Consider the following 18,368-nt stretch of genomic DNA (forward strand, 5'->3'; position numbering starts at 1 on the left):
GGATGGATTTTAATCCGTCCTATTTTGAAAACATTTAAAAAAAAGCCACGAATGCACCAATTCTAATTGAATCAGAACGTATGAATTCTTTTCCTATTTACACACCCAATTATCCCAAAAAAAATTTGTGAATTCGTGGCCAAAAAAAAAGCCCGATCCAAGATCGAGCTCTTTCAAAAACAAAAACAAATTAATCTAAACTATTTAAAATTGGGTGCTAACCCTGTGTTTTACTTTTTAACTTCCACAATGCTCACCGCATATCCGCCACCTGGAGCAGAGAATTGTGATAATTGCGATTTGCTATTCACCTTGACTTTTCGAATAGTGTACGCTTGTGGATTGGTTTTATAATGCGCGTCTTTGGCATCGGCATAAATGGTCGCTTCATACGTTTTGCCTTTATCCAAAAAGTCTAATTTTATTTTCGAAGTTCTTGGCGTTTCACCGTTAACATTTCCGACAAACCAATTGTTTGAACCTTTGGCTTTTCTAGCCACGGTAATATAATCGCCTGGCTCGGCTTCGAGGTATTTACTCTCGTCCCAATCCATCGCAACGTCTTTGATAAACTGAAAAGCATCAAGGAATTTATTATAATGTTCAGGAAAATCGGCCGCCATTTGTAAAGGGCTATAAAGAGTAACATACAACGCCAACTGATTGGCCAAAGTGCTGTTGACATGAGATTTGTTATTCGGACTAAACGAACTGATGTTCATTTCGAAAATACCCGGCGTATAATCCATTGGACCACCCAACAAGCGCATAAAAGGCAAGAGCGTCACGTGATTCGGTTTGGAACCACCAAAAGATTGGTATTCCGTCCCTCTAGCCGATTCGTTGGCGATCAAATTAGGATACGTTCTACAAATTCCAGTAGGACGCACCGCTTCGTGGGCGTTGACCATAATTTGGTATTCGGCCGCTTTTTCTACGGCGTATTGATAATGATTGTTGCTAAATTGGCTGTAATGATTAGATCCTAACGGCAAAATATTCCCAACATAACCACTTTTTACTGCATCATACCCGTTATCTTTCATAAATTGATATGCTTTGTCCATATGGCGCTCATAATTACGGACAGATCCCGAAGTTTCGTGATGCATGATCATTTTTACCCCTTTGGCCTTTGCATAGTCACGAATTCCTTTGACATCAAAATCTGGATAAGGAGTAACAAAATCAAATACATAATCTTTGGAATGCCCAAACCAATCTTCCCAACCTTCGTTCCACCCTTCGACCAAAACGCCATCAAATCCGTGTAGCGCAGCAAAATCAATGTATTTTTTCACATTTTCGGTAGTGGCACCGTGTCGACCATTGGGTTTTACTTTCGTGTAATCCGTTACTCCAAGTTGTACCGAAGGCAATTCATCGGTATATGACCAAGAGCTTTTATCGGTAATCATTTCCCACCAAACCCCAACATATTTCATGGGTTTGATCCAAGAGGTATCTTCAATTTTACAAGGATCGTTTAAATTCAATGTCATTTTAGAAGCCAGTATTGTACGGGCATCATCGCTGACCATAATGGTTCTCCAAGGAGAATTGTGTGGCGCTTGCATCAAGCCTTTGTCGCCAATTTGGTCAGGAGTCAACCACGATTCGAAAATCATGTTTTTGTCATCCAAGTTCAAATGCATACAAGAATAATTGATCAATGCCGCTTCGTGCAAATTGAGATACAATCCTTCTTTGGTTTTCATCAACAACGAAGTTTGTACTCCCGTTGGAGAAAAGGTGGTTTGCGATAAATTGGCCGTTTTGGCTTTTTCGCTAAATCCTCTAATTTCGGATAATTTTGAAGTAGTATAATCGTATTCTTGCGTATCATAATCTCCCGGAATCCAAAAAGCAGTGTGATCGCCGGTCATGGCAAACTGCGTTTTTTCTTCTTTGATTACAAAATACGATAAGTTTTTTTGCAATGGGAATTCATAGCGAAACCCTAATCCTTCATTGAATAAACGAAAGCGAACCACCATTTGTCGTTCGGTTTCTTTTTGATTTAAAGTAACTGCTAATTCATTGTACTGATTACGAATGGAAGCCACTTCGCCCCAAACCGGTTTCCAACTTTCATCAAAAGTAGCGGTTTTAGTATCAGTAAGTACAAAATCATTTCGTAAGGATTTTTTATCATTTTTTAATTCAAATCCTAATTTACTGGGTTTGATCACTACTTTGCCTTTGTAACTTAAGGTGTAACTTGGTGTGCCATCCGAAAGCAATGAAAATGTCATGAGCAATTGTTTATCGGGCGACTGTAATTGCTGGGCTTGTACCGAAGTCATTCCGATCCAAAAAAGGAAAGCGGAGAATAAGAAGTGTTTCATTTTTTTAATTTAAAAAGGATTAAACATAAGTAAAGTACGATTCCAAAAAGAAAAACAAGCGTTACACTTGATCTATAAAATAACCGAAATCGATATAATCAATAGCTTTTAAAATTCCCTTTGGGCATAAAAAACTACACCTACAAAATTAGCCGCTTAATCACAGTGAAAACGATAGCGTAAAAAAAAAGTAGATTTGAAATATTGTAAAATATTGTTTTCCAGTTATTTATAAAATAAAAGTAAACAAAAAAAGTGGTAGCATTAGGAACAAAAAGTAGTTATTTTTCTGGAGAAGTTCCAATTAACAGCACTTGATTTTCAAATTCTTCTCTTGGACCTCGTGCTTTGTTTTTTAATTGCGAGCGGTAATTGTAAATGGTAGACACAGAATATCTCAAGAACACTGCAATTTTGGCACTGTCTTTTATTCCTAAACGAATCAAAGCAAAAATGCGTAATTCGGTGTTGAGTAAATCGCCTTTTTTCAAATGAATCGCATCTTGATCAGACAATAAATTAGAAAATTCTTCTTTAAATGTTGGAAATAATTCCAAGAAAGTTTGGTCAAATTGAGTGTAAAACTCCTTTAATTCTTTTTCAACAGCCGCATTCGATTTGACCAATTTGAGCAATTCATTTACTTTTCCTGCTGTGGCCATTACTTTGAGTTTTTGGCTGAATTCCTCAAGTTTACCAATATAATCCGAGCATTGATCCATATAACGACCAATGTAAATTTCCTTTAACAAACTGGCCTCGGCCAAGGTGGCATTGGTAGCATTCAAGCGTTGGTTGATTTCTTTTAAGTCCTGATTCAAATTAGAAAGTTGTTCATTGGCCAAAGTAAGAGCTTTTTGAGCCGCAGCTACTTTTCGCATTTGTTTGAAAAGCAAAACCAAAGCAGCTAGCAGAATTATCGATAAAATGCTTACCGCTATCAAAAAAATGGTCAATTGTGTACGATTGGTTTCATTTTTATGATCGTAAGCTTGATTAATGATGGGCAGCATTTTGGATATTTCATAGGTACGCAGTTTGGCATTACAAAACAACGCGTCTTCCAAAGAGCGCTTGATGTACGTGTACGCCCTGTCAATATCGCCTTCTTCATACAAGATAAAAGCTATTTTTCGTAACGAAATATTTTCTTTTTTGGCCAATTTCAAATCAGAAATAGCCGAAAGAATCAACCATTTTTTTTGTTGTTCCTTGTCCTTTTTTAACCGATAACCCTCAGCAATCAAATACGCTAAAACCGCTTGATCTGGATCTTGGGCAGAAGTAGTGCTGTAAAAAGAACGTAACGAAGCAATCGCTTGATCGTATTGCTTGTTTTCAAATAAAACATCGGTATTGGCAATACAATATTCACGACTTTTGGGCTGAAAATACAGCATAGAAGCATCTCGGTAGCGTTGAGTCAATGCCTTATACTTTTGTTTTTCTATAGTCGAAGCTGCGTATTCCGTTAAGTAACCATAAACAATGCGGTACGTTCCATAATAATAACCCTTCAAGTTGGGGGTTTGATTTACGGGTATTGAGGCCAACAAATCCATCGATTCTTTGTACATGCCTGAAGTACCTAATATCATGGCCACATTGAGTTGAGCCCCATTTACTCTTTCTAAATCGTTTAAAAATCTTGCTACTTGCCCACTTTTCCGAGCATAAGTTAACGCCGAGTCCAATTGATAAGTGGCGTATTCTGAATAAAGTTGCCCGTAAATAGCATACCGTTGCTCGTTGGAAGTACTATAACGCAATACTTCTTTGAGATGCAGTAAGTGCGTTTCCTTTTTTTTAGTAGTCACCGAATAGTTCTCAACGGTTCGATCTAATTTTTGCAATAAAGAAGCCATATCATCCTGTCCCAAAAAGTAATTGGGGTACAATACAGCCAAAAAAAGAAAAACCAATGGTAAAAAAACGCTTCTATTCATTAGGTAAAAATAGGGATAATTTCATTTTCCTTTCTCTAAATTAACCCTATTTAAGATTTTGATGGCTTTACTACCTGCCAAAAGCTCCTCAAAGGGACGGATTAGTACTTCAATTTTTTGTTTTCTAAACTTCGACAGTATAAATTCTATTATTTTTTACTCACTTTCTAATTTTTTAAAGATTAAACGACATACAATTACATTTTTTTATTAAATTTATTGTCATTTTTGCGAAATCGATATTTTTAAGATAAATTCTTATCTTTGTTCTCCTAAAACGGCAACTTATGAATCCAAAAATATTAATCATTGGCGCGTGTGGTCAAATCGGAACGGAACTGACCCAAAAATTGAGAAAAATTTACGGTACCGAGAACGTCATCGCCTCCGATATTCGAAAACTGAATGTAGATGTGGTCAACTCGGGTCCTTTTGAAGTCATCAATGCGCTCGATTTTAACCAAATCGAACATTTGGTCGAAGTACACCAAATCACCGATGTCTATTTGATGGCCGCTTTGCTCTCGGCTACTGCCGAAAAAAACCCAGCTTTTGCTTGGGATTTGAATATGAATTCCTTGTTTCACGTCCTGAATTTGGCCAAAGCCGGAAAAATCAAAAAAATATTCTGGCCTTCGAGTATTGCGGTTTTCGGACCTACAACTCCCAAAGAAAACACCCCACAATACACCATTATGGAGCCTTCGACCGTGTATGGTATTAGCAAACAATCGGGCGAAAGATGGTGCGAATACTACCACAACCTTTTTGGCGTAGACGTACGCAGCATCCGTTATCCGGGCTTGATTAGCTGGTCTTCACCTCCGGGCGGTGGCACTACGGACTATGCGGTAGACATTTACCACAAAGCCCTCGAAAACCAATCGTACGAATGTTTCTTATCGGCAGAAACCAAAATGCCAATGATGTATATGGACGACGCCATTGCGGCTACCATCCAAATTATGCAGGCACCAGCGGAGCAAATCAAAATTCGTTCGTCATACAACTTGGCCGCAATGAGTTTTACACCCACCGAAATCGCCGCCGAAATCCAAAAGCACATTCCTGATTTCACCATCAGCTATGCACCCGATTTCCGTCAAAAAATTGCCGATAGTTGGCCTGCCAGCATCGACGACAGCCGTGCACGTGAAGATTGGGGTTGGAACCACCATTTTGCCCTCGACAATATGACGGTAGATATGCTTGAACATTTGAAATAAAATAACAACTGGCTAATGTTGTTAAACATATAAGTCATTGAAGTTTTTCGTATAATAAAAAGCCGATAGTAGCCCATAGAAGTTGTATTCGTGCATTCTTGGCTGTTATTTAAACATAAGGCACATAAGGACATTTAAGTTATTCCTTTTAACTTAAATTCTTTATGTGCCTTAGTTTTTTTTTGGACAATTCATCAAGAGCACACGAACAGATTTTACCACACTTCCCCTCCCGTGATACGCTATATCTTTGCTGCCGAACCCCGTCAGCAAAGGATGCCGCTCCTCCCGGGGCTAGTTGAGACGTATCTTTTTCAAAACACTTATTGTAAATAGTACTTTCCTCCTGCAAGGTTTTAAAAACCTTGTAAGTGTTTTATACTTAGCTTTTAAACAGTAATGGAAATAAGTTGTTTAGTGATTTATAAGAATAATTAGGTATGTTTGAAAAACGATAAAGCGATATTAAGCTTTTTTTAGCTTCCTGATTATGGATGTAAATACAAGGTTTGTTTCGGCCATATACAAGTTGTAGGAAATTTAATTCGAACGTACGGATTTTAAATATTAGATATAAATCATTATTTTTGCAACTTTCTAATTTTTAACACCATTATAAAATTGCTAAATAATAACCATTACGACACAGAAGTAACTTTAAATGAGGAAAGATTACAATATCTTTTTGCAAGTATTGGTAACTCTACTATAATTAAAGCTATTGAATACAGCCCAATAACACTTTTGGGCAATAGAGTTGTATATAATTTAGGTTTTGGGGATTATGATGAAGAAAGTAAAACAATAATCGACGACACAAACAGTAATAATGGAGATATGTACACTGTGTTTAATACAGTTTTGCATACAGTTCCATTGTTTTTCGAATCAAAACCTGATTGTGTATTATATGTATGCGGTAGTGATTCAACTGAAAATTTTAAGGAGAGCTGTTTACCATTTTGCAAAAAGAAATGTAGTGAGTTTTGCAAAAAAGAAAATCTAAGAATTAAAACATACAGATATTTTGTAGATAAAAACTTTGAAAACCTAAGCAACGATTATATTTTTTTTGGAAAAAACAGAACAGCAAATAACACTTTTGTCCAATACGTACCAGGTCATGAATATCATGATATTTTGGTATATAAAAAAAAATAATTACTTTTGCACCCTCGAATGAATATTAATTTATATATTTGAGTAAACTTACTTTTTAAAGTTAGCAGTTATGAAAAAAACAGTAGAAACAAAAAGAATAATTGATATCCCTAAAGATGCTAAAATTAAGTTTAGTTCTGTAGCAGCGAATATCAAGGATAAAAAGTTGTTTCAAACCAAAATTGAAGCAGCTAAGAGATCATTGGAAGGCTTTAAAACTTTGCCTATTTAGAAAAAACGTCAAACATTATAGAATTGAATCCGTATTTTTAAAATACGGATTTTTTTTGTCTATAATGCAAACTTCCTACAAAAGCTACTCCTATGTAAAGCATCATAAAGTTATTCTCATTGTGAGCACGAGCCAGAGGCATCTCGCTAGCCGTTGAAATTAATTATGCTCCAAGAAACATCATTTTTTTATTTTGAAAACTAAAAGTCCTCGCCTAGCCCCGATGGCAGTGGAAATCCTCTTGTGCTGGGGTTCAGCACAAGAGATTGTAATGAACAGCGGGACAACTCGTGTGGTGCGCAAAAGAAGTACTGCTCCTAAAAACAAACACAAATTACACGAATTGACACGAATGCAGTCCTTCGAATTCCATTTGACGGCCGTGTTAGTTTTCCTTAGGCGGTTACTTCCAGCTTGTATCCTTTGCCGCGTACCACTAAGATGTTGCTCTTTGGGTCTAGTTCTAGTTTTTTTCTGAGTTTTGAGATGAACATATCCAGACTACGGCCCACGATGACACCTTCGTCTTCCCAAATTTCTTTTTGTAAGCGGCTTCGGGCTATGGTTTCGTTGGGAGCTGAAGCAAAGATGCGCAATAGACGTGTTTCTGTTGCGGTGAGAACTTCGGTTGTTTCGTTGATTTGCAGTTGACGTTGCTGCGTATCAAACACTACCGAACCAAAAATGAATAGCTTGTCATCCTCTGTTTTGGCTACCCTATTTTTCGGCCTAGCAGGCTTCAAAAAAACAAAACCAAGCAAGGCAACAAATGACAAACCACCCAAAAGATACGTATAGTTTGTTGCGATGCCATTGGGTTTAAAAGTAATGTTGATGGTATAACAAGCCACAGGTTGTTTTCTTCCAATACAAGCTACAATATCGTCTTTTTTATTTTTGGAAATGGCGTATCCATAAGCAACAGTCGAATTAGCGCAATTAAGCACACTAACCACATAATCGTTGGCGAGCGGGTCTTTGGCTAACCATCGCTGCGTCGTTTTCACCAGAACATCAGGTTGAAAGCTAAACGCACTCTCAAAAATGATTTGATATTCGTTTTCGGAAATCTTTTTTATGGGAAGCACTCTTGAAGTACTGTCGCCAGACTGCAGGAGTATGTCGTGTCCGATGCGACGCAATAACACTTCTCGTTTAGAACTAGCATAGTTGTCATTATCCCCGAAGCTAAACCCAACACTGATTACAACAATGAATAAGAGTCCCATCCATCCGAAGAGGTAGTTGCGTTTTCTGGAATGGAGATATTGTGTAAATTGCATAGTGTCAAGTTTATATTTACAAAGTTTACATTTTTATTTACAATCCCAATTGCTTCAGCCTTAAAATATTCAAATACATTCGCATTATCAATTTTAAAAAACAGCAACGTTATGAAAAAAACCATCTATTTGTTGACCTTAGCCCTGACTTTACTAAGCGGAGTAGTATTGGCTAATTGTGAAATGAAAAATGAAAACAATTCCCCCAAGAAACCAAGCTCAATTGCTGACAAAAAAGCCAATGAAAAAGCAAGAAAAAAATGGGAGGCTTCTCCTGATGGCAAACGCTATATGGCTTGGAAAGTTTCTCCATTGGGAAAAAAAGTACAGGCTAGTTATGAAAAAATAAAGCCTTCTTTAAAAGCTTTCAACAAAATGGAAGCTGTAGTTATTTGTATTAATTATCAGCGTCCAAGTACAAATAATTCGGGACCAAAATGGCTTATTGTGGAAATTAATGGCGAACGATATATGATGCAATTCATTCCTAAAGAATTCGAGCTATTGAAAGACCTAAAAGTTAACGACAAAATAACTATCAAAAGCCGCAGCGCCGGACTCTCTGATAATCATCCCCATTTGATTTTATCAAGTGACTATATTGAGCACGACAATAAGGTGCTTTTTGAACGTGATTTGAGTAAAAATAATGGTTGTTAATACAGCTTTTTGTGTAAATTTGTATCCAAACGAATACAATTTTAAATGTACTTTCTTGAAAAAACAGTAGAATTTGATAAATGGTTGCGAAAGCTAAATGACCTTAAAGCAAAAGCTAAAATCTTATTCCGCCTCCAAAAATTAGAAAAAGACGAACATTTTGGCGATTGCGAAGCGGTTGGAGAAGGCATCAGGGAACTAAAAATTAACTATGCTAAAGGCTACCGAATCTATTTCAAAGAAATGGATGGAAAAATTATTATTCTACTTATTGGAGATGACAAATCAAGCCAACAAAGAGACATTGAAAAAGCAAAAGAGATTTGGAGAAAATTAAAACAATAGGAAATGGAAACATCAAAATTTGATATCTCAGATTATTTGGATAGCAACGAAATGATTGCTGAGTATTTAAATTCAGTATTAGAAGAAGGGAATGACGCAGAAATGGTTACTGCTATCGGACATATTGCAAAAGCCATTGGTATGACTAAAATAGCCGAAGAAACAGGTATGAGCAGACCGAGTTTGTACAAAGCATTATCTGAAGGAGCCAATCCACAATTTTCAACTATAATGAAAGTTTTAAAAGCAATTGGTGGACAAATACAAATAAATCCATTACCCGCTTAGTATTCATTTAGTAAACACAAAAAAGCCCAACATAACGTTGGGCTTTTTACTTTTTTGACCATTTCGATTACCAAATTTTAACACGCTTTTCTGGTGCTAAATACAAGGAATCTTTAGGTTGTACTTTAAATGCTTCGTAGAATTCTGGTATGTTACGCACCACACCGTTTACTCTGAATTTAGATGGTGAATGTGGATCTGTGGCGATTTGATTGCGCAAAGAAGCTTCACGTGATTTCTCCAACCACACTTGTCCCCAACCTAAAAATACGCGTTGCACACCAGTGAAACCATCCATCACTGGAGCTTCCTTACCGTTTAGCGACATTTTGTACGCTTTTAAGGCAATGGTTAATCCACCCAAATCTCCAATATTTTCTCCCAAAGTAAACGCTCCGTTTACATTCAAATCTGGAAAAACTTTGAAGGTATTGTATTGTGCAACTAAAGCATTGGTTTTAGCTTTGAATGCAGCCAAATCAGCTGGTGTCCACCAGTTTTTCATTACGCCATCTCCGTCGAAAGTGCTTCCTTGATCGTCAAATCCGTGACCAATTTCGTGACCGATTACAGCCCCGATTCCACCATAATTTACCGCATCGTCTGCTTCTAAATTAAAGAAAGGCGCTTGCAAAATAGCCGCTGGAAATACAATCTCGTTCAGCGTTGGATTGTAGTAAGCGTTTACCGTTTGTGGTGTCATTCCCCACTCGGTTCTGTCTACAGGCTTACCTAATTTGGCAATCATTCTGTTGTACTCAAAGGCTTTCGCACGAGCACGATTGCCATACAAATCATTCTTCGCTACTTTCAAAGTAGAATAATCCTTCCATTGGTCTGGATAGCCAATTTTGATCATAAATTTATCCACTTTGGCCAAGGCTTCTTTTTTGGTTTTGGCACTCATCCAATCCAAATTTTTAATGCTTTCGGCATAGGCTTTCAACAAGTTTTTCACCAATTCGGTCATACGTTCTTTGGCTTCAGGTGTAAAGTGTTTTTTCACATACACTTTCCCGATGATTTCGCCCAAGCCACCATTTACAGCATTCACAGCTCTTTTCCAATCCTCTTCTTGCTCTGGTGTGCCGTATAAAACTTTGTCATAAAACTCAAAATCTTCTTTATCCAAAGCAGTGGTCAAACTACTCGCACTCTTATTGATCAATCCCCATTTCAAATAGGTTTTCCAAGTATCAATTGGTGTATTTTTGATTAAGCTGTTCAAGTTTTTAGTATACGCCACTTGCGATAACACAAGGCTTTTTTCTTTATCCATTCCCGCTTTTTTGAGCATCGCCGCCCAATCAAAATCTGGCATCACCGTTTTCAAATCTTTGATAGCGTATTTGTTGTACAAAGCAGCAGTATTTCTTGTTTCTTCTTTGGTCATTTGGATCTTCGCAATTGCGGTTTCGAATGCCATAATTTTTGCTGCATTTTCTGTTGGATTAGCAATCCCTCCTAATTGTAGCATCTTTTCGATATGCGTCATATATTTTTTTCGAATATCCGCCGTTTTGGCATCGCTTTGAAGATAATATTCGCGTTCTGGTAAGCCCAAGCCACCTTGCCAAGTCATCAAAGTGTATTGTTTTGGATCCTTAAAATCCTCGGTAACTGCAATCGAAAACGGCACAGAAAGCCCCGTTCTATTGGCTTCCCCAAAATAAGCTGCCAAATCAGAATAGGTAGCAATCGCATCTATGGCTTTTAATTCGGGTTGAAGTGGTGTAATTCCTTTGGCGTCGCGGTCTTTTCGGTTCAAAAATGAATTGTAGAAATCGCCGATTTTTTGCTCATCCGAACCATCAGAAAAACTCCCTTTCGAAGCTTCTTCGATAATCGCTTTCACGTCTTTTTGAGCTTGTTCGTACAGTATATAACCCGCACCATAATTGGATTTATCGGCAGGAATTTTGGTGTTTTTGACCCAAGTTCCGTTAACATAAGCCGCAAAATTGTCTCCCGGTTTTACTAAAGTATCCATATTTTTTTGGAGTATTCCCGAAACCAGTTCTGGTTTTTTATCGCAAGAAGCCAAAATCAATGTGGCCGCCAAAAGCGATAGTTTGATGTTTTTCATAAAATGTGTTTTTGATTAAGGCTAATCTAATGGTTAATTAATTATTGGTATAGGTATGCTTTCGTAACGATTTGTTACATTATTTTGAAAATGAAAGCTTTGAATTGGTTTTTGTAACAAAAAATTACTTTTTTCCGTATTCCGAAGCGATTACATTCGCTACCAATCGACCGGATTTCATTGCGGCATTGATAGAACCGTTTAGCAAATGATCTCCACAACAGTATAGATTGGGAGCCAATTTCAGTTCCGATTCCGAAACCTCATCTTGGAGTACCGGTAACTTCGGTAACGCATACGCAATGGTATAAGTTTTCAAATGCGACCAATTTTCGACTTGATTACCAAACCAAGGTCGCAATTCTGCTTTGATGTTTTGAGACCATTCGGCATCGCTGAGATCATAAGCTCCATTGCAAGACACCGAAATCAAAACCTTCCCTTCAGGAGCATAGGCTTTACTTATGTTGGTCATCACTGTGAGGTTATTCACCCATTGTTTGTTCTCGGAAGCATTCAAAATAACCACCGCTTGATCTGATGGCGCTACCGTCGTTTGAAAATAGACATTGGTTACCGAATGATGTTCTGTAATTGCATTTTCTTTATGTTTCGAAAGCAAAGCATTGGCCTCAGTCGCCATCACAATAACATCCGAAGTGATTTCTAAACCTTCACTGGTCACGATTGTTGTATCTTGAATAGCAGTGACATTGGTATGAAACATAAAAGCATCCGAAGGCAATTGATCCGCCAATTGTTTTGAAATTTCCTCCATACCCAAGGCCGGAATAGCCGTATCGCCTTCGGAAAACATTTTCATTACAAAATCAAACATTCGGTTGGGTGTCGAAAGTTCGTTCTCTAGAAAAATCCCAGAGAAAAACGGTTTGTAAAAACGATTGATCATTTTGGCACTGAAACCGTAGTCCGAAAGTTGCGCCAAACTGGATTGTTGCTCTTGCGAAAAAATCTTCTGAATCGATTTGCCTAGCAATTTTTGCTTCAATACAAAAGTGTTGATTTTATCCTTTAGCGAACCCACAGGAGCCAAAACCGTTGAGATGACAGCCGACGGTCTTCGAAACGGATCTGCGAGGTCAAATTGACCGCCGTCATACAAAACGGTAGTGCCCGGCAAAAAAGTTTTGAGTTGCAAGGCCTCATAATTCAAAAGACTCTGAGCCTCTGGATAAGAAGTAAGCAAGACTTGAAACCCACGATCGAGCCTAAATCCCTCCACCATATCCGTCTTGATGCGTCCGCCGGGTCGATCACTAGCCTCTATAATTTTTACAGAAAATCCTTGACGGTGCAAATGCAAAGCCGCCGAAAGCCCCGAAATTCCTGCGCCAATAATGGTTACCTTTGGTTTCATAATGCTGAATCTATTGATGTACTCACAAAACTACGCTTTAATTTATTCGATCACAACAGTTTCGCTAGAACAAAAAGCCAAGTTTTCAAGACCTCAAAAAACATCTTAATGAAAAAATAAATGGGCTACAAGACTCCAAAAAAGTATTATTTGCAAGAGTATATAGGAGCACACCACCCTTTTTTACCACACGACTCCTCCCGTGATCCGCTATATCTTTGCTGCCGAACCCCGTCAGCAAAGGATGCCACTCCTCCCGGGGCTAGAAGAGACGAATCGTTTTCATAACGCATAGTGTAAGCTATAAACCTAGCTCCTGCAAGGTTTTCAAAACCTTGTAGGTGTTTTAGTATTTGCTTATAAACAACTAGAAAATAAATAGTTCGATTATGATTTGTAGGAATAATTGAATATATTTGAAAAAACAATAAAGCGAGATCAAGCTTTGTTTAGCTTCCTGATTATGGATGTAAATAAAAGGTTTGTTTCGGCTATATACAAGTTAGCGGCAATCGCAGAAACAACGAAACATGAAGAAATCAATATATCATTATTATCAACAACACTTTACTTTTGATCAAGTCGATGAATTTTACAAAGACGACGCTATAATTGATGGAAAAAATGGCGGCCTTTTACTTGGACCATCGCATGATGACGGCGGAATTTATTTTTTGTTTGAGTATCAAGATGGCTTTAGGCTATACGGCGAAGTTGAAGGATATGAATATATTATAAATAGAGATATTTGTAATCGGTATCGAGATTTTGTTAGTAGAATCAATAACCGAGATCGAGATTTATCCTTCAATTTTGAGCCTTTCGATTATCATGAATCAACCTTAATTATTGATGCTCGAGCCTCAAAATCTGAATTGTATAATTCTAAATATGTCATATTAGATGTTAGAGGCGGGTTCGGAATAATAAATAAGCATTCAACTAAAATTCATTTACTGGAAATTGACGCTTTCAATAAAAACTTATAAAATGAAAATTTATTTAGATAATAACATTTTTACGTCGGTAGAACAAAACGACTATGAAATTGATAAAATTCGAAAATTGTTCAACGATGAGGAAATCATATTTCCATTTTCCGCTGCACATCTTCAAGAAGCGAATAATATAACTGCCGCAACAGAGGAACAAAGAATTGTATATCTTCAAAAACGGTTTGATACAATTTCTCGCATAACACAAGATTTCTACATTTATCATCAGCTTTTTCCAAACGAAATTTTATGGCAAACTAGAAAACCAAAACAAGTTTTCGAAACGATAACTGATGATCCATTTAGCCAAATTTTCATGAAGTTTTTTACCAGCTTTATCTCCGCTGAAAAGAAAGAAGAAATTAGAGAAAAAATCGGAATTGATGTGAAAGAGCTAAACAATTATAAACCAAAAGAAGCAATTGAACATTTGAATACTAAACTTACGGTTTGGGAAACTGGAGAGAGTTTTTTAGAATTGATAGAAAACGCGAAATCTCTATTTAAGAATACATCGGGTTTTGGTTTACATAATGACATTTCAGCCGTAATCAGTCTTTTAGATATGTTTGGTTATTGGAAAGATAGACCAACTAAAAATTCTGATTACGCTAGACTTTGGGATTCAAGTCATGCTCATTACGCTTCACATTGCGACTATCTAATTTCTGATGATCGACGATTACGTTACAAAGCACGAGTTGTATACGATCTTTATAATATTAAAACCAAAATTATTTCTTCAAATGGCGAAGAAGATAATTAACGCGACAGCCACTAACCGCATTTTCAAGCCATTGTCGGGTTTTCGATAGCCGGAAGTTGTGGTTTCACGAAGAAACATAATCTTCGGTAGAGAGAACTCAGTCCGCTCTGATCGGCAACGTCGTGAAGCGGCCTAACGTTAGCCGTTATATTATGAAAAACGAAAATCATCAAATAGCAAAAGTATTTTCTGAATGTAGAGAAAAGGCTATGTTAAATACAAATGATTGTTTTACTCCAAACTGTAATGAAAAGTCTATAAATTCACATATTCTTCAAAGAAATGGAATTTTATCAAGTATTGCAATTGACAATCATTTGTGGGCATTGAAAGTTGATGATTTCAAATTACCTTTTGTAGAATTTAAAAGAATAGGTTTAAAAAAAATTTATACTTATTTAGGCTTTTGCAACCCACACGATGATAAATTATTTAAAAAAATAGAAACTCAAGATTTAGATTTTGATGATTATGAAACAAATTTATTATTTACCTTAAGAACTATATGCAATGAAATTTGGTTAAAAAAAGTTGCAATTAAAACTCATAATTGTATAATAAATTCAGAATTATTAATTGATAGAAAAAATTTAAAAGACGGTATTGCACAAAATGAAATTGCAATTAAAGACTTATCATTTTTTGAAAATTACATTTGGAAAGATTTAAAAGAAAACACAAAATCATTTACATTTAGATTTAGAGAAATTAGTAAACAAGAAATATGCTTAAATGCAATTTTAACATATGAAACTACTCAAGAAATTATAGAGTTCATTAAAAAAAATGGGGCTCAAATAGACAGACTTTCTTCAATATTCATTTCATTTTTCCCTTACAAAAATAAATCAATATTAATGATGGGTTATCATAATGATGATGAGAAAAAAGTAAAATCATTTGTAAATGAATTTTTCATTGAAAATGAAAAGAGAGTTGAAAGAAAAATTACAAACCTGATTCTTTTTCATTGTGAAACTTGGGTTTGTTCAGACAAATTTCACAATGATAAAATCAAAGGTTTGGAGGAATTATTTTTTAAAGCAATAACTTTTTTCCCATCAGAAATTAAAAATGAAAGAAACATTTTTGATATAAATCTTTTTGATAATAAATTTAGCGAGAAGTTTAAAATTTGGCATAAAAAACACAACGGCTAATCGAGTAGACGGCTCCGCCCCTAAAGGGACGGAGTGCGCCTTTCACATCATCAATAGCTAATAAACTTCAACGTTCTCGAGACAAATTTGAAATATTTATCTTTGTGAGCACGAGCCAGAGGCATCGCGCTAGCGAAGGGGAACAGCCATATTGCCAATTCGATAGTGCTGTTTTTTTATTATGAAAACCAAAAGCTCTCGCCTAGCCCCGATTGCTTCGCCAGTTCGCTTCGCTCGGGTGTAGTGGAAATCCTTATGACCAGGGTTCGGGGCATAAGATTGTAACGGAAAGCGGGACAACTCGTGTGGTACGCAAAGAAGTGCTGCTCCTAAAAAAATAAACACAAATGACACGAATGGGCACGAATGGGCACGAATTCGTAGTCAAATGGTAGTTCTTTCTTCAACCCTGTCAGAGTTTTGAACTCTGACAGGGTTAAATAAAAAAAGTCTAGCTTTCACTAGACTTTTTTAAGGTATTTCGAAAAAATTATTTCACTTCCAAAATGTTGTTGGCGGGTTTTACATCGGCTAGTAAACCACTAGGGTCGATGGTGATTTTTTTGATGGCTGATTTGGGTTTGCCAATCGTCAACTCATAGGTGGGATACGCCCAAGCCCAATCCTTGGCCACCGTTCTTTTGATGGCTGGCGTTGGATTTTCTTTTTCAAAACTCATCATTCGCAACGGAATGTAGAAGCTTTCGGTAGTGCCATCGGTGTATTCTACATACAAATCGATAGGCATTGGCATACGCCCGATGCGTTCTAAAGTCACCACGGTTTTGTCGGCGGCGTCTTTGGCGTCTTTTATGGCGTAATCAATCGTATTGGTGGTTTGGGTCCAATCGGTCAAATACCAGTCCAAATTGCCGCCAGAAATGCGTTCTGCGCTTCTTTTGATATCATTTGGCGTTGGATGTTTGAATTGAAAGTCTTGGTAGTACTTTTTTAGGGTTTTCAAGAGGTTGTCTTTCCCAATCAAATAACCCAATTGCGTTAAGAACACTTCGCCTTTGCTGTAAGAGGTAATGCTGTACCAACGGTTTTTGTCAAATCTATCGGCGTGCGTGCTTTGTGGCTGCTCTTCGCCAGAATTGGCCATAGATAAATAACTTTTGTAAGCATTGATAAAAGGATTTTCAACGGGTTTGTCAGAAATGGCATTCAGACCAAAATCTTCTAAAAACGAAGTGAATCCTTCGTCCATCCATCCGTGTTTGGATTCGTTGGAAGCCAAAACGTGTTGGAACCAAGAATGCGCCATTTCGTGACCGGTAACTCCCAATAAACCTTCGAAAGTGCCTTCGCCTAAAATCAAGGTACACATGGCGTATTCCATTCCACCGTCTCCACCCTGAATTACAGAATACTGCTTGTAAGGATAGTTACCAACGGTTTCATTGTAGACTTTCATCAACTCGACTGTTTTGGGTTGCAAGGCTTTCCAATTGGCAATAATCTTTGGATTGTTTTTGTAAATGAAATGCAAATCGACGTTGTTGGGTCCTTTGACCACATCGTGTAAAAAATTTTTATCGGCTGCCCAAGCAAAATCATGCACTTCAGGAGCGTAGAAATGCCAAGTACGTTTCCTTTGTTTTTTATTCACAGGAACGGTAACTCCTTTATCTTGATACCCTAATCCAATTTGATTTTTGTTTTGTAAATAGCCTGAACCTCCCAAAACATAGGCTTTGTCAATTGTGATTTTTACATCAAAATTTCCCCAAACGCCGTGAAATTCACGGGCGATATATGGATCGGCGTGCCAACCTTCAAAATCAAATTCGGCCATTTTTGGGTACCATTGCGTCATGGATAATTCAACACCTTCTTTGTTATTGCGCCCCAAACGACGCACTTGTACTGGTACTTGTCCTTCAAAATCTAAGGTAAAAATAGTTGAGGCTCCCGGTAAAATCGGTTTGGACAAAGTAACTTCAAGTATCGTTCCTACTTCTTTGGCCGTTGCTGGTTTACCATCTTGCTTAAAATTGGCAATATGCAAATAACCAATTTCGTTCGGCTTTAAATCTTTGATACGGCTTTGCTTGGTTTCTACGCCATTTACCGTGGCTTTGTGTACCATTCTTCCATCTGGATCTTTGATGGATTGAATTCGAGCATCCATTTCGCTTCCGGGTTGAAAGGCATTGGCAAATAAATGATAATAAACTCTGGTGAGGGTTTCGGGTGAATTATTGGTATACACCAACTCTTGTTTTCCTTTGTATTGATAGGTTTTGACATCCATCGACACCTCCATTTTGTAATCGACATGCTGTTGCCAATAACTAGTGTTTTGCGCTGAAAGCCATCCAAAGGAAGCCATCAGAAAGGATACTACAATAATTTTCTTCATGCTTGTTGTTTTATATTACTATTGAAAAGGAATGCTTACTTCTATTCATTACGGCATTTTGCGTTAGGGATTGGAGTGAAAATCCTTTTTGAGGCTTTTTCGGCCTCAAAAAGATTGTAACGTAAAGCC

The 18,368-nt window shown here is 37.1% G+C and carries 15 protein-coding genes; 9 read left to right on the forward strand and 6 right to left on the reverse strand.

The features are described from left to right. Positions 1-230 precede the first annotated feature (230 nt). Positions 231-2,348 (reverse strand): glycoside hydrolase family 97 protein, encoded by a 2,118-nt coding sequence (locus tag AO58_RS0103960; RefSeq protein ID WP_024980456.1) that lies wholly within the window; start codon positions 2,346-2,348, stop codon positions 231-233. Positions 2,349-2,629: 281 nt separating this feature from the next. Further along, positions 2,630-4,294: a SusR family glycan utilization regulator gene (susR, locus tag AO58_RS0103965; protein WP_024980457.1), complete on the reverse strand. Its 1,665-nt coding sequence runs from the start codon at positions 4,292-4,294 to the stop codon at positions 2,630-2,632. A gap of 287 nt (positions 4,295-4,581) precedes the next feature. Here susR and AO58_RS0103970 point away from each other — a divergent pair, with 287 nt between their 5' ends. The 3 genes from AO58_RS0103970 (at position 4,582) to AO58_RS17940 (ending at position 6,913) form a co-directional block, all read left to right on the forward strand. Continuing rightward, entirely contained in the window at positions 4,582-5,520 is a 939-nt protein-coding gene (locus AO58_RS0103970) for an L-threonine 3-dehydrogenase (protein WP_024980458.1), read from the forward strand. A gap of 621 nt (positions 5,521-6,141) precedes the next feature. Beyond that, on the forward strand, positions 6,142-6,681 hold the full coding sequence (locus tag AO58_RS0103975) for a DUF6934 family protein (RefSeq protein WP_024980459.1): 540 nt from the start codon (positions 6,142-6,144) through the stop codon (positions 6,679-6,681). 70 nt (positions 6,682-6,751) lie between these two features. Then, on the forward strand, positions 6,752-6,913 hold the full coding sequence (locus AO58_RS17940) for a hypothetical protein (protein ID WP_155959407.1): 162 nt from the start codon (positions 6,752-6,754) through the stop codon (positions 6,911-6,913). Positions 6,914-7,308: 395 nt separating this feature from the next. On the opposite strand, the gene AO58_RS0103985 is transcribed toward AO58_RS17940, so the two are convergent. After that, entirely contained in the window at positions 7,309-8,196 is an 888-nt protein-coding gene (locus AO58_RS0103985) for a winged helix-turn-helix domain-containing protein (RefSeq protein WP_024980460.1), read from the reverse strand. A 111-nt stretch (positions 8,197-8,307) separates the two neighbouring features. Here AO58_RS0103985 and AO58_RS0103990 point away from each other — a divergent pair, with 111 nt between their 5' ends. The 3 genes from AO58_RS0103990 to AO58_RS0104000 are packed head-to-tail and all read left to right on the forward strand — an operon-like array spanning position 8,308 to position 9,489. Continuing rightward, positions 8,308-8,856: a hypothetical protein gene (locus AO58_RS0103990; RefSeq protein WP_024980461.1), complete on the forward strand. Its 549-nt coding sequence runs from the start codon at positions 8,308-8,310 to the stop codon at positions 8,854-8,856. A gap of 45 nt (positions 8,857-8,901) precedes the next feature. After that, a complete protein-coding gene (locus AO58_RS0103995; RefSeq protein ID WP_024980462.1) occupies positions 8,902-9,201 on the forward strand; it encodes a type II toxin-antitoxin system RelE/ParE family toxin in 300 nt (99 codons plus the stop codon). Positions 9,202-9,204: 3 nt separating this feature from the next. Next, on the forward strand, positions 9,205-9,489 hold the full coding sequence (locus AO58_RS0104000) for an addiction module antidote protein (protein WP_024980463.1): 285 nt from the start codon (positions 9,205-9,207) through the stop codon (positions 9,487-9,489). Positions 9,490-9,556: 67 nt separating this feature from the next. Here AO58_RS0104000 and AO58_RS0104005 read toward each other — a convergent pair whose 3' ends face one another. Further along, positions 9,557-11,575 (reverse strand): M13 family metallopeptidase, encoded by a 2,019-nt coding sequence (locus tag AO58_RS0104005; protein ID WP_024980464.1) that lies wholly within the window; start codon positions 11,573-11,575, stop codon positions 9,557-9,559. A 124-nt stretch (positions 11,576-11,699) separates the two neighbouring features. Further along, the gene (locus tag AO58_RS0104010; RefSeq protein ID WP_024980465.1) at positions 11,700-12,953 is read right to left on the reverse strand and encodes an NAD(P)/FAD-dependent oxidoreductase; all 1,254 of its coding nucleotides are present in this window, start codon (positions 12,951-12,953) and stop codon (positions 11,700-11,702) included. A 530-nt stretch (positions 12,954-13,483) separates the two neighbouring features. Between AO58_RS0104010 and AO58_RS0104015 the strand changes: the two genes are divergently transcribed. The 3 genes from AO58_RS0104015 to AO58_RS0104025 all read left to right on the forward strand — a co-directional run bounded on the left by AO58_RS0104015 (position 13,484) and on the right by AO58_RS0104025 (position 15,874). Then, complete coding sequence (locus AO58_RS0104015) at positions 13,484-13,942, forward strand: hypothetical protein (RefSeq protein ID WP_024980466.1); 459 nt, start codon at positions 13,484-13,486, stop codon at positions 13,940-13,942. 1 nt (position 13,943) lies between these two features. Continuing rightward, positions 13,944-14,714: a hypothetical protein gene (locus AO58_RS0104020; protein WP_024980467.1), complete on the forward strand. Its 771-nt coding sequence runs from the start codon at positions 13,944-13,946 to the stop codon at positions 14,712-14,714. A 152-nt stretch (positions 14,715-14,866) separates the two neighbouring features. Further along, on the forward strand, positions 14,867-15,874 hold the full coding sequence (locus AO58_RS0104025; protein WP_024980468.1) for a hypothetical protein: 1,008 nt from the start codon (positions 14,867-14,869) through the stop codon (positions 15,872-15,874). Positions 15,875-16,364: 490 nt separating this feature from the next. Here the strand turns inward: AO58_RS0104025 and AO58_RS0104030 are convergent, their stop codons facing one another. Next, positions 16,365-18,239, reverse strand: coding sequence for a M1 family metallopeptidase (locus AO58_RS0104030; RefSeq protein WP_024980469.1), 1,875 nt, complete (start codon positions 18,237-18,239; stop codon positions 16,365-16,367). Positions 18,240-18,368 lie beyond the last annotated feature (129 nt).

Origin of the sequence: Flavobacterium succinicans LMG 10402 (assembly GCF_000611675.1) — a bacterium.
Classification (GTDB): domain Bacteria; phylum Bacteroidota; class Bacteroidia; order Flavobacteriales; family Flavobacteriaceae; genus Flavobacterium; species Flavobacterium succinicans.

Bases quoted from the DNA above. Each gene is read 5' to 3' on its own strand.
- AO58_RS0103960 (WP_024980456.1), bottom strand. From the start codon at position 2,348: ATGAAACACTTCTTATTCTCCGCTTTCCTTTTTTGGATCGGAATGACT.
- susR (WP_024980457.1), bottom strand. From the start codon at position 4,294: ATGAATAGAAGCGTTTTTTTACCATTGGTTTTTCTTTTTTTGGCTGTA.
- AO58_RS0103970 (WP_024980458.1), top strand. From the start codon at position 4,582: ATGAATCCAAAAATATTAATCATTGGCGCGTGTGGTCAAATCGGAACG.
- AO58_RS17940 (WP_155959407.1), top strand. From the start codon at position 6,752: ATGAAAAAAACAGTAGAAACAAAAAGAATAATTGATATCCCTAAAGAT.
- AO58_RS0103985 (WP_024980460.1), bottom strand. From the start codon at position 8,196: ATGCAATTTACACAATATCTCCATTCCAGAAAACGCAACTACCTCTTC.
- AO58_RS0103990 (WP_024980461.1), top strand. From the start codon at position 8,308: ATGAAAAAAACCATCTATTTGTTGACCTTAGCCCTGACTTTACTAAGC.
- AO58_RS0103995 (WP_024980462.1), top strand. From the start codon at position 8,902: ATGTACTTTCTTGAAAAAACAGTAGAATTTGATAAATGGTTGCGAAAG.
- AO58_RS0104000 (WP_024980463.1), top strand. From the start codon at position 9,205: ATGGAAACATCAAAATTTGATATCTCAGATTATTTGGATAGCAACGAA.
- AO58_RS0104005 (WP_024980464.1), bottom strand. From the start codon at position 11,575: ATGAAAAACATCAAACTATCGCTTTTGGCGGCCACATTGATTTTGGCT.
- AO58_RS0104010 (WP_024980465.1), bottom strand. From the start codon at position 12,953: ATGAAACCAAAGGTAACCATTATTGGCGCAGGAATTTCGGGGCTTTCG.
- AO58_RS0104015 (WP_024980466.1), top strand. From the start codon at position 13,484: ATGAAGAAATCAATATATCATTATTATCAACAACACTTTACTTTTGAT.
- AO58_RS0104020 (WP_024980467.1), top strand. From the start codon at position 13,944: ATGAAAATTTATTTAGATAATAACATTTTTACGTCGGTAGAACAAAAC.
- AO58_RS0104025 (WP_024980468.1), top strand. From the start codon at position 14,867: ATGAAAAACGAAAATCATCAAATAGCAAAAGTATTTTCTGAATGTAGA.
- AO58_RS0104030 (WP_024980469.1), bottom strand. From the start codon at position 18,239: ATGAAGAAAATTATTGTAGTATCCTTTCTGATGGCTTCCTTTGGATGG.